Origin of the sequence: Rheinheimera hassiensis (genome assembly GCF_022436675.1) — a bacterium.
GTDB lineage: Bacteria > Pseudomonadota > Gammaproteobacteria > Enterobacterales > Alteromonadaceae > Alishewanella > Alishewanella hassiensis.
This window is the reverse complement of sequence record NZ_JAKUJZ010000005.1, coordinates 133057-144336: the sequence shown is the minus strand read 5'-3', so window position 1 is coordinate 144336 and position 11280 is coordinate 133057. Positions and strand designations below refer to the sequence as shown.

General features: G+C 50.9%; 11 protein-coding genes. 8 read left to right on the top strand and 3 right to left on the bottom strand.

The window, feature by feature from the left end; all coding sequences use genetic code 11:
- Nucleotides 1–227: 227 nt before the first annotated feature.
- Genes MJX74_RS11850 through MJX74_RS11840 form a run of 3 tightly spaced genes read right to left on the bottom strand, consistent with a single transcriptional unit; the run spans nucleotide 228 to nucleotide 3399 of the window.
- On the bottom strand, nucleotides 228–1025 hold the full coding sequence (locus MJX74_RS11850) for a gluconate 2-dehydrogenase subunit 3 family protein (protein WP_240223052.1): 798 nt from the start codon (nucleotides 1023–1025) through the stop codon (nucleotides 228–230).
- The gene (locus MJX74_RS11845) at nucleotides 1025–2704 is read right to left on the bottom strand and encodes a GMC family oxidoreductase (protein WP_240223051.1); all 1680 of its coding nucleotides are present in this window, start codon (nucleotides 2702–2704) and stop codon (nucleotides 1025–1027) included. Before MJX74_RS11845 ends, MJX74_RS11850 begins: the two co-directional genes overlap by 1 nt.
- Nucleotides 2704–3399, bottom strand: coding sequence for a 3-keto-disaccharide hydrolase (locus MJX74_RS11840; protein WP_240223050.1), 696 nt, complete (start codon nucleotides 3397–3399; stop codon nucleotides 2704–2706). The genes MJX74_RS11845 and MJX74_RS11840 overlap by 1 nt, the downstream gene beginning before the upstream one ends.
- Nucleotides 3400–3758: 359 nt before the next feature.
- Here MJX74_RS11840 and MJX74_RS11835 point away from each other — a divergent pair, with 359 nt between their 5' ends.
- From MJX74_RS11835 to MJX74_RS11800, 8 genes are all read left to right on the top strand, one after another.
- The gene (locus MJX74_RS11835) at nucleotides 3759–4256 is read left to right on the top strand and encodes a CinA family protein (RefSeq protein WP_275692769.1); all 498 of its coding nucleotides are present in this window, start codon (nucleotides 3759–3761) and stop codon (nucleotides 4254–4256) included.
- Between the two features lie 62 nt (nucleotides 4257–4318).
- Nucleotides 4319–5362: a recombinase RecA gene (recA, locus tag MJX74_RS11830; RefSeq protein ID WP_240223326.1), complete on the top strand. Its 1044-nt coding sequence runs from the start codon at nucleotides 4319–4321 to the stop codon at nucleotides 5360–5362.
- Nucleotides 5363–5522: 160 nt separating this feature from the next.
- Nucleotides 5523–8135 carry an HzsA-related protein gene (locus tag MJX74_RS11825; protein ID WP_240223049.1) on the top strand — a complete coding sequence of 871 codons (2613 nt, stop codon included), beginning with the start codon at nucleotides 5523–5525 and terminating at the stop codon, nucleotides 8133–8135.
- Nucleotides 8136–8858 carry an outer membrane beta-barrel protein gene (locus MJX74_RS11820; RefSeq protein WP_240223048.1) on the top strand — a complete coding sequence of 241 codons (723 nt, stop codon included), beginning with the start codon at nucleotides 8136–8138 and terminating at the stop codon, nucleotides 8856–8858. It begins immediately after the preceding gene.
- The gene (locus MJX74_RS11815; RefSeq protein WP_240223047.1) at nucleotides 8828–9442 is read left to right on the top strand and encodes an outer membrane beta-barrel domain-containing protein; all 615 of its coding nucleotides are present in this window, start codon (nucleotides 8828–8830) and stop codon (nucleotides 9440–9442) included. Before MJX74_RS11820 ends, MJX74_RS11815 begins: the two co-directional genes overlap by 31 nt.
- 20 nt (nucleotides 9443–9462) lie before the next feature.
- Complete coding sequence (locus MJX74_RS11810; RefSeq protein ID WP_240223046.1) at nucleotides 9463–9945, top strand: TlpA family protein disulfide reductase; 483 nt, start codon at nucleotides 9463–9465, stop codon at nucleotides 9943–9945.
- Nucleotides 9938–10162, top strand: coding sequence for a DUF4266 domain-containing protein (locus MJX74_RS11805; protein WP_240223045.1), 225 nt, complete (start codon nucleotides 9938–9940; stop codon nucleotides 10160–10162). The genes MJX74_RS11810 and MJX74_RS11805 overlap by 8 nt, the downstream gene beginning before the upstream one ends.
- Entirely contained in the window at nucleotides 10149–11279 is a 1131-nt protein-coding gene (locus MJX74_RS11800; RefSeq protein WP_240223044.1) for a DUF3570 domain-containing protein, read from the top strand. The genes MJX74_RS11805 and MJX74_RS11800 overlap by 14 nt, the downstream gene beginning before the upstream one ends.
- Nucleotide 11280: the final 1 nt, after the last annotated feature.

Here is an 11280-nt window from a genome sequence, read left to right as displayed (position 1 = left end):
TTTAGTGCGTGTGATCGTCGGGTACAGGCGGTGGATATTTAGAAAAGTTTCAATTATCGTAGTTTGGCTACGATTATTTAAATAAATCTAAATTAACTTCCAGGTACAAGTGTTTTTTGGCTCAGGTGATAACTACAGACTATTCACTTGCGACACTACAGCACGAAAATAAAAAAGCTCCCTGGATCTGCGATCAGGGAGCTTAATAAGCAAATGCTGGTTAAGGTTTAACTTACCGGATAAGCAAAGTCACTCAACCCCAGTTCTGTCAGTGTTTTGTTTAAGTGGCTGTATGCCTCTGGCGTGGGGCCGGGGTAGGCGCCGGCGATGGGAACATTACCCAGATAGCCAATATCTTTAATGCCTTCCGGTGTACAGAAATAGGCCGCCAGTACCAGATTGCGCAGCCGGGCGAAGGCTTTGACAATACGCTGGAACTGTTGTGGGGTTTGCTCGTTGTCGTAGGCAATATCGTCAATAATTGCCAGTTGTTGCGTTGTGCCAAGTGCGGTAAACGGCTTGGCGAAGCGCAGAGCCGCTTCATCGTCCAGCCAGGCCAGTGCCGATAGAATAGTCAGCCTGTCCCGCTGCTGACTGGGATAAGGCGCGCTAACCCATTCATCGATCACCGTTGGCACCTGCACTGCAGAAGCCGACGGCGATTGGCCTTCCTGCGGCACGATAATGTCAGACAACAAAGCTACCAGTGATAATTGTGCAGCTGTTAAGGTTAAAGGCCAGGGCGCTTCGGGTGGCATAATCAGATTGGGATCTTTACCGTAACCCTTGGCGGTGATCGGTTGCAGCTTCAGTTCTGGCCAGTGTTCTGCGCTTGTCGTGCCGCTGGCTGTTTTTGCCGCTGGTGTTGGCTCACAACCAGCCAGGGCAGGCAACATCGCACTTGCAGCCAGTGCGGCCAGCAGTTTTAACGAATCACGCCGGCTTAAATGGTTGGTGTAAGCCGGTGTCAGGCCGTCGGCGTGCTCAGTGGTGTTTGGGTTCGGCATTATGGTTGGTTTTTGCATTACAGTTTCCCCGCTGTTAATTGATCTGCCAGCCAGGCGCTGTTACGCATTGCCAGTGTCATAATGGTCAGGGTGCAGTTTTTATGTGGGTTGGAGGCAAAAACGCCGCCGTCCATGACAAACAAGTTCGGGCAATCCCAGCTTTGTCCCCATTGATTAGTTACCGAGTCTTTGCTTGAACTGCCCATCCGTGTGGTGCCCACTTCGTGAATAATTTCGCCGCCTTTTCTAATGGCATCTTCGGCTGAAGGTAACTCGTTAACTGTCGCGCCCATCGTTTCCAAAATGGCTTTGGCGGTTTTCAGGCCATGCTCGACTTGTTTAAGCTCGTGCTCGGACCATTTCCAATGAAAACGTGCCACCGGAATACCCCATTTGTCTGTTACCTGTGGATCTATATCCATATAGCAATGTTCGTTTGGCAGCATTTCACCGCGTAGTGCAAATGAAACGTAAGAGCCGTAATGGGCGCGAACCTGCTGTTTTAGTGATGTGCCGTAACCTTGCAGATTACCGCTGACATAAGCGCCTGGTTCACCGAAGCGGCCGCCAAGTTCAAAGTGATAGCCACGCGGGAAATCCAATTCTTTATTGGCCTGCGCTTTGTGGCCCCACCAGGGAATAAACAGGTGGTTGGCAGTGTGGCCGTCTTCGTTATAGCGCGGCCGGTCCATTAGTGCCGGTACCAGTGCTGACAGGCCAGCGCCGGTGGAGTCCATCAGGTTGCGGCCAACCTGGCCGCTGGAATTGGCCAGACCGTTGGGATGACTGTCGCTTTTTGAATTGAGCAAAATGCGCGCTGATTCACAGGCACTGGCTGCCAGAATAACCACTTTTGCACTGAGTTGCTGTTCAGTAGTGGTTTTTTTGTCGATATAGCTGATGCCGGTAACCTTACCTTGTGCATCAACGGTAACAGCTTTAACCATAGCGTCGGTGATTATCCGTAGATTACCGGTTGCCTGTGCCATTGGCAGCAGTGACGTAGTGGTTTGAAAAGCGGCCCCGATAGAGCAGCCATGGCCGCAGGGGGTAGCATAAAAACAGGCCGCGCGGTTATCCAGCGGTTTGGTCAGCACGGCGCGGTGCATCGGTACTGCTGTAATACCGTGTTTTTTTGCCGCAGCAGCTATCAGTAATTCAGGTACCCGTGGTGCGGGTGGCGGCTGTAACACACCTTCCGGTGATGGTGGCATATCATCCAGGCCGGTATTGGTACCGCAAACGCCTACTAAAGCTTCGGTTTTGTCGTACCAGGGGGCAATGTCGTCATAATTAAAGGGCCAGTCGGCGCCCAGGCCATCGCGGCTCTTGCCTTTAAAATCATGCTCGCTAAAACGCAGCGAATAGCGGCCCCAGTGGTTGGTACGGCCACCCAGCATACGGGCACGCCACCATAAAAAGTCCGAGCCTTCGGCTGTGGTATAGGGTTCGTTTGGTACCTGCCAGCCACCGTCTACGGTGGAATCATAAAAACCAAAGTCTTTATCTGGTGTGGAGGTGCCCATCAACGGTGCGGCTGAGTTGGGCCTGAACATCGGAGTTTCTGTTTTAGGGTCGTAATTGCGGCCAGCTTCCAGTAGCAGCACTTTGTGGCCTTGCCGGGTTAACTCATAAGCGGCCATGGCGCCACCGGCGCCCGAGCCGACAACCAAAACGTCATAAGCAAAATCTTTCATCAGTTTAGCTCTTTAATTTTCAGATTTTTAAACCACACCACATCGCCGTGATCCTGCAAACCAATATGGCCGTTGCTGTTAGCGGCAAACCCTTGCCAGTTGGCAAATTTGCTTGCGGCCACCAGTTGCTGCCACTGTGGGCTGTGGAGCTCCACTTGTACTGCCTGCACATCGTTCTGCCAAATGGTTAACTGGTTTTTCTCCAGCCGGATGCGTACCTGATTCCACTCACCGGCTATTTTGTGCGAAGCCGCAGGCGAGGCGATCATGTCGTATAAAGAACCGGATAAATGGCTTGCCAGTTTATTGTCGGGGTGGCGTTCGTTATCAAGGATCTGAATTTCCGGGGCATGTGAGTAAATCTGGCTGCCAGCTTCATCTGCCAGAATAAAAATGCCGCTATTACCACCTTCGGCAATTTTCCAATCCAGCTTCAAGTCAAAATCCTGATATTGGGCTTTAGTCAGAATGTCGCCGCCGCCTTTGCCGCTTAACTTAATAGCGCCATCTTCAATGACCCACTTATCGCTTAATCCTTCCTGTTTAAAGTTACGCCACTGCGACAGGTCTTTGCCATTAAATAACAGTTGCCAGCCATCCTGTTGCTCTTGTGCGGTTAACTGATTATCCGCGGCGAGTGCGCCAAAGCTACCAAGCGTTAGCAGCAGGGCATAAAGTTGGTGTCTGATTTTCAAGGTCGTTCTCCTCTTGTTGCAGTGATTGTTGTTATAGGCACTGTTTCAATGTAACCGATATCATTGCGTTTGCTGTTATAGTGCAAACAGCTACAAAATAAAAGAGCAATTCGATAAACAGACGGCGCTTTTTTAGTGCAAAAACTCGATATTTGCTGCAGTGCTGCGCCATAATTAGCCGCTAACCAGGCCAATTTAGTCTGGTATGGCTGGCTAGTCTTGAATGTAATGCGTTACATTTTTTTTGGCGAAAAATATAGCTGGAAGGCTGGCTGTTTTACAGCGCGGCCAAGCGGTACTTGCTCCGTTTTCGGTTCTGGCGGCATAATAGCAGGCACTTATTACGATGTAGGTGAATTATGGCGACCGCAGACAGTATGACACTGGCAGCACAGCTTGGGCAGTTACTGGTGCAGAAAAAATGGACTATCACTACTGCTGAATCCTGTACCGGCGGTGGTATAGGTTACTGGTTAACCGCAGTACCCGGCAGCTCAGCTTATGTTGACCGCGGTTTTATTACCTATAGCAACAAAGCCAAGCAGCAATTACTGGCTGTGCGCAGCGCAACTTTGCTACAGTTTGGTGCCGTAAGTGAAGAGACTGTGCGTGAAATGGCCGAAGGCGCTGCCAAAGCTGCTAATGCGAATATGGCTATTGCTGTGTCTGGTATTGCCGGTCCGGATGGCGGCTCGGTATATAAGCCGGTGGGCACTGTGTGTTTTGGCTTTTACCTTAATGGTAATGTAGCCAGCAGCCATTTGGTATTTGCCGGTGATCGCCAGCAAGTACGCCAGCAAGCCATCGATTACGCCCTCAAACAAAGCATTGAGCTGTTGACAGCTTTAGTAAACTAGACTACTGTACGAGCATACAGTGTTAATTGTCCGGCAAGCCCGGCTCAACCATGGATATAAAAATGGACGACAACAAACAAAAAGCGCTCGCTGCCGCCTTAGGTCAAATTGAACGTCAGTTCGGTAAAGGTTCTATTATGCGTTTGGGTGATAGCACCGCGCTGGATATCGCTGCTGTATCTACCGGTTCGCTGGGGCTGGATATTGCACTGGGTATCGGCGGTTTACCATATGGCCGTATTGTTGAAATTTATGGCCCGGAGTCGTCCGGTAAAACCACCTTAACCTTACAGGTTATTGCCGAAGCGCAAAAGGCCGGTAAAACCTGTGCTTTTATCGATGCCGAGCACGCGCTGGACCCGGTTTATGCCAAAAAGCTGGGTGTTAAGGTAGAAGACCTGCTGGTGTCGCAACCGGATACCGGTGAACAGGCGCTGGAAATTTGTGACATGTTAGTGCGCTCTGCCGCAGTAGATGTTGTGGTAGTCGACTCGGTAGCGGCGTTAACGCCAAAAGCTGAAATTGAAGGCGACATGGGCGACAGCCATATGGGCCTGCAAGCCCGCTTAATGTCACAGGCATTGCGTAAGCTAACCGGTAATATTAAACGCTCTAATACTTTGTGTATTTTTATCAACCAAATCCGCATGAAAATCGGTGTAATGTTTGGTAACCCGGAAACCACTACCGGTGGTAATGCGCTGAAATTCTACGCTTCTGTGCGCTTAGATATCCGCCGTATCGGCTCAGTAAAAGATGGTGATGAAATTACCGGTAACGAAACCCGCGTTAAAGTGGTGAAAAACAAAGTGGCGCCGCCATTTAAACAAGCCGAGTTTATTATTCAGTACGGTGCCGGCATTAATAAGCTGGGCGAACTGATTGATTTGGGTGTAGCCCAGGGTTTAGTAGACAAAGCCGGTGCCTGGTATGCGTATCAGGGCAATAAAATTGGCCAGGGTAAGGCAAATGCAATGAAGTTTTTGGCAGACAACCAACCTGTTGCCGACGAAATTGAAAAAGAGCTGCGTTCGCGCCTGTTGTTAAAACCGGGTGAAAAACCGATTGAAGAAAGCATACCAGAAGCGTTTGAAGCCGACTTATAAGTCGTGTTCATCTGCCGTTAATAAAGCCAGCTTAAGCTGGCTTTTTTTGTGATAAATTTTAACTTGCTCTGTTGTTCATGCAGCGATAAGCTGTTGACTTAGCCAGTTTTGTTGCTCCCAAAACGTAAACAAGCAGTAAACGGTAGCCGGTATCAGAATAATGATAATAATAACAAGGCTATGCCTTATCGCAGTTTGTATTGTACTTGTAGCATGCAAAGCAGATATCAGCGTACAGGATGAACCCACCGACCCGGTAGTGCAGGAAATTGCCCTCGCTTTTGTTGAACGCCCGTTACTGGTTGACGATGAACGCTATCAAAGCAATTTATTTGACCCTTCAGCATTTAATCCCGGTGCACGGTTAGTACTTAAGCAAAATGCGTTTGCCCAGTCGGCTGAAACCGATCTTACTGCCAGCCTGTTTACCGAAAATTCCCTATACGATGTAAAAGATTTAGCAGCTTCGCCCGATGGCACAACCTTGTTGTTTGCCCTGCGCGCGCCGCAAATACCCAATGTTGCCGATGAGCTGCAGCCGAAGTGGGAATTATGGCGCTATGACGTTACCAGTAAAACGGTTAGCCCGTTAATTGCAGATACACAACTGGCACAGCGCGGCCATGATATCAGCCCGGCTTTTTTACCTGATGGCCGTATTATTTTCAGTTCGACCAGGCAGATTATTTCCCGGCAAATTTTATTAGATGAGTTCAAGCCGCAATATACGGCGTTGGATGAAGACGTAAATTCATCCGCGTTTAACCTGCATGTTATGAATGCCGATGGCAGCAATATTACCCAACTGAGTTTTAACCTGAGCCACGACCTTTATCCGGTAGTGCTGGACGATGGCCATATTTTGTATAGTCGCTGGGACAACCAGAGCGATCGTTCGATGCTTAACTGGTATCGTATGCAGCCCGATGGCAGCGAAAACCAACTGGTGTATGGCTGGCATTCGCATAACAGCGGGGCGGAGCAATCGGCAGTGGAGTTTGCTAAGGCGATAGTGCTGGATGATGGCGCTGTGTCTCTGGCTCTGGCCGGGGTTGATGCACCTTATTACAACAGCTGGCCACAACGTGTGGCGCTTGACCTTGCCAGTGACAATGAGCAAGCACTGGCAGGTGAAACACTGAATATGCCAGCGCAGACACCATTATTTGCCTGGGCGTTTGATAATACCGGCCGCGCCGAGCGTGCCGGGGCAGTTAATAGCTACGCTGCTCTGAAAGATGGCACTGGCCGTTATCTGGTGAGTTGGTCTCCGTGTCGTGTGATACAGGAAGAAGCCATCTTAAGCTGTGCTCAGGTAGCAGAAGATGCCGATCTGGAACTGGCAGAACCTTTATACGGTTTATGGCTGTTTGATACACAAAAGCAAACTCAGGTGCCGGTGCGGCCCGGCCAGGAAGGGGTATTGGTAACAGAGCCTGTCGTGTTGCAACCTTACACTGCCGGCGCTTTTTTACCGGCAAATCCATTGCTGGATGCAGAGCTGGCGGCGCAAAATGCCGCCGTGCTGGATATTCGTAGCGTATATGATTTTGCCGGTGTGGCTGAGGTGGATATTGCCCTGCTGTCTGATCCGATGCAAAGCACTGCTACGCAGCGCCCGGCGCGGTTTTTACGGTTAGTACGCGGGGTGCCTTTGCCGCCAGAAGAAGTGCTGGACACACCAGACTTTGCTTTTGGCGTTAGCCGCCGTCAGCTGATGCGGGAAATTCTGGGTACTGTCGCCATTGAGCCCGATGGCTCTGTGCAGGTAAAAGTACCGGCCAATGTGCCGTTTAATCTGGCGGTGCTTAATGGCGAAGGCCAGGCTGTTTCTGCATTGCACCAGCAATGGATAACACTGCGCCCCGGCGAAACGCTTAGCTGCAATGGTTGCCATACGCCACAAAGCACAGCGCCGCATGGCAGAGTAAACGGCGAAGGTGAAGCGCAAAGTGCTAATGCCGGCTCACCAGATTTGGCTGCATTCCCTAATGCCAATCCGCAATTGCTGGCGCAGCCCGGGGAAACCATGGCGCAAACTGCAGCCAGGTTAAATGGCATACCAGAGCTTAGCGAAGCATTGCAATATTTAGATATCTGGACCGATCCGGCCAGGCGTGCGCCAGATGTCGCTGTGCAGATCAGTCTGCAGGATTTGACTACAACCTTACCTGCCGGGCTGGAGTGCTTTTCGCAGTGGCTGGCCAGTTGCCGGTTACGCATAGATTACCCAACCCATATTCAGCCACTGTGGCAGCAAGATCGGCGCCGCTTTGACCCAGACACTAACGAACTGATTGCCGATCATACCTGTGTCAATTGCCATAGCAGAACCGATGCTAACGACAACAGCCGTGTGCCTTTAGCGCAACTGGAACTGGATGCAGAGCCATCAGATTTGGAGCCTGAGCATTATCGCAGTTACCGCGAACTGTTAAGTGCCGATAACGAGCAGGAGCTGGTGGGTGCAGTACTGGTTGATCGCCTGGTGCAGGCTACCGATGCTGACGGTAATTTGCTGTTTGTTACCGACGGCACCGGCAATCTGGTACTTGATGACAACGGCAATCCCATTCATGTGATGGTAACAGTGGCGGTTACACCAACCCTGCGCGCTGGCAGCGCTGTGGGCAGTGGCGCATTTTTCAGTTTATTTGGTAATACTGGTAGCCATCAGGGTTATTTAACCGCCGCCGAGCTTAAACTGCTAGCCGACTGGCTGGATATTGGTGCGCAGTACTACAACTCGCCTTTTGCCGTGCCGGAGCAATAAATGATACGGCTATTAATGTTACTTCTTAGTGTATTAAGCCTGCAGTTAATGGCTGAAACAGTCGCTGTTAAAGTAAGCGGAGATTTTGTCAATTTGCATTCCGGCCCTGGCCGCGGTTACCCCATCGTGCAGGTAGCCATTAAAGGTGAGGCTTTAGTACTCAATAAACGCCGCACCGACTGGGTACAGGTAGAGTTTAAACAACAGCAGTACTGGCTGGCGCGAGCTGACCTGACACAATTGGTTACGCTACAACAACAAACATTTACGGTATCAGATAATCGTATAGCACAGTACGAGCAGCGCTCGCTTGAAGCGGGCTTTATGTTTGGCGACTTTAACGGCAGCAGTTTTTATCAGCTGTCGCTGGCGTATTTGTTTAGCCCCTATGTGCAAACCGAGCTGGCGGTAGGGCAGGCTAATGGCGATCAGGCTGATAACCTGTCAGCCGAGCTAAGCGTGTATTTAAGCCCGATGCCACACTGGCGCTGGTCACCTTATTTTGGCATTGGCGGTGGTGTGCTGCGTACCACGCCGCGAACCGTGCTGGTGCAAACGCCGGATCGTAATAACAGCCTGGCCAGTGCTGAGTTGGGGGTACGTTATTACCTTAGCCGTAATTTTATCGCCCGTGCCGGTTACCGGCGCAGTATTATCGTTACCGATCGCAATGACAACGAAGAGATAGACACATGGAAACTTGGTTTCAGCGTATTTTTTTAGTGCTGGGTCTGGCACCCGCTCTGGCTTATGCACAGCAGGTTGAGCCGGATATCAACCAAAGCAGTATCAGCGAAAACGTACTGGATAGCGAAAACTGGTTGCTGGGCCTGCGTGGCGGCATGATCAATATTGAAGATTTTGGCAGCAGTGCACTGGGGGCATTGCAGCTTAGTTATCACATTAACGAAGACTTTTACCTGAGCGCTGAGTACGCCATGGCTAAAGCTGGGCGCACCTCGTTTGAGGAGCTGAGCGGCGCGGCGCCATTACTGACCGACAGCGAACGCGAGTGGCGTTATTACGGCGCACATGTCGGTTATATGTTATTACCGGGCGAAGTGTTTTTAAACCGTAACTACGCGATGAACAGCGGCTTGTCGGTATTTGCCGGTGGGGGCAATGTCGATTTTGCCGGAGATAAGGTATTTGCGCTGCAACTGGGCAGCCAGTTCAGACTATACGCCACAGACTGGTTGGCGCTTGAGTTGACCTTTAGCGATTATATTTTTGAAACCACCATACTGGCACGCAGCAAAACCACACACAACCTTAGCCTGGCACTGGGTGTAGCGGTGTATTTCTAGTTGTTGATACAGAGGTAGTAATGAAGCGATTAATACGAAGCAGCATGCTGCTACTGGCACTGGGTTTGTCAGCTACGGTGCAGGCGCAAACCGCACCCGATTTCACCTTGAAGGCACTGGATGGCAATAACCTGCGTTTAGCTGAGCAACGTGGCGACATTATGCTAATTAACTTCTGGGCCAGTTGGTGCGGCCCCTGTATTCAGGAAATGCCGGCGCTGGACAAACTGGCGCAAAAATACCAGATGCTGGGGGTGCAGGTTTGGGGCGTGAATGTCGAAAACGACAGCTCCGCCGCCAAAGCCTACCTGAGCAAGGTGCAGGTGGCGTTTCCTATTCTGTTTGATGTGGATAACAGTGTGTCGAAAGATTATCGCGTAGAGGCGATGCCCACCACCGTAATACTGGATAAAGACGGTAAGGTGCGCAGTGTGCACCGTGGATATAAGCCGGGGTATGAAAAGAAATATGAAGACGACATCAAAGGTTTATTACGTGAATAAACATCTGCTAAGCACCGCAGCGGTGCTGCTGTTACTCAGTGGCTGTGCCGGTATGGAGCCCTGGGTAAAACCCTACGAGCGCGACAAGCTGGCCGATCCGATCATGGCGTTTGGCCGCCATCCGGTAGCACTGCAGCATGTCGCCCACGTGCAGGATTCGCGTGAAGCCGCCAAAGGTGCAAATGGCAGCGGAGGTGGTGGTTGTGGCTGTAACTAGGCTGTTGGCGCTGTTGTGCTTTATGTGCTCAGTAGCGCAGGCGGCTGTATTGCCGGATGACAGGGCTGATCTGATGTACCACAGCTATCAGGGCGGTGGTGTGTCTATTGATGGCCCGGCGGTAATGCTGCGTAAAAAAGCCGGTCAGGCGGTGTCGTTATCGGCCTATTACTATATAGATACCGTATCGGGTGCTTCTATCGATGTAGTCGCCACGGCCTCGGCTTATAGCGAAACACGCCATGAAAAGCGTGTTGGCATTGATTATCTGGCAGGCAACAGCATTTTAAGCGCCAACTACGCCCAAAGCGACGAAGACGACTACAAGGCTAAATCAGTGTCTTTTGCCATAGCGCACGATACTTTTGGTGGCATGACCACCCTTAGCCTGGAGGCTGGCCTTGGCGATGACGACGTCGGCCGCAACGGCGATGAAAGTTTTAGCGAAAGCGTAAAACGCTACAACTACAAACTGGGCTGGACCCAGGTGCTAAGCAGCAGCTGGATCAGCGCCCTGAATGTGCAGGTTGATTTAGACGAAGGCTTTTTAAATAACCCTTATCGCAGTGTGCGTTACCGTGATAATACCGAGCCGCTCGGCTATGGATATCAAAGCGAGGTGTATCCCTCTACCCGTAATTCACTGGCAGTTGCCGTGGTAAACAAAGTGTATTTGCCCTATCGCGCTGCACTTAGCTTTAACCTGCGCCATTATCAGGACAGCTGGGATATCCGCGCATTGGATGCCGAGCTGGAATATGTGCACCCGTTTAGCCAGCGCTGGACGCTGGACGCAAAAATACGCTGGTACAGCCAAAGCCAGGCCGAGTTTTACCGTGACTTATTTGATTTTGCCAGCCAGCAAAACTTTATGGCGCGTGACAAAGAGCTGAGCGACTTTACCAACTGGACTTTTGGCGTAGGTGCCAGTTACCGCCTGCCGGGCTGGGACTTTTGGCCACTGGCCAAACCCGAATTTAACCTGCAGTGGGACCACATCCGCTTTAGCTATAACAATTTTCGTGATGTAACCGCCACCGACACCGACGTTGGCCTGGAGCCACTGTACCGGCTGGACGCCAATGTGTTGCGGGCGTTTTTTAGTGTTTATTTTTAAC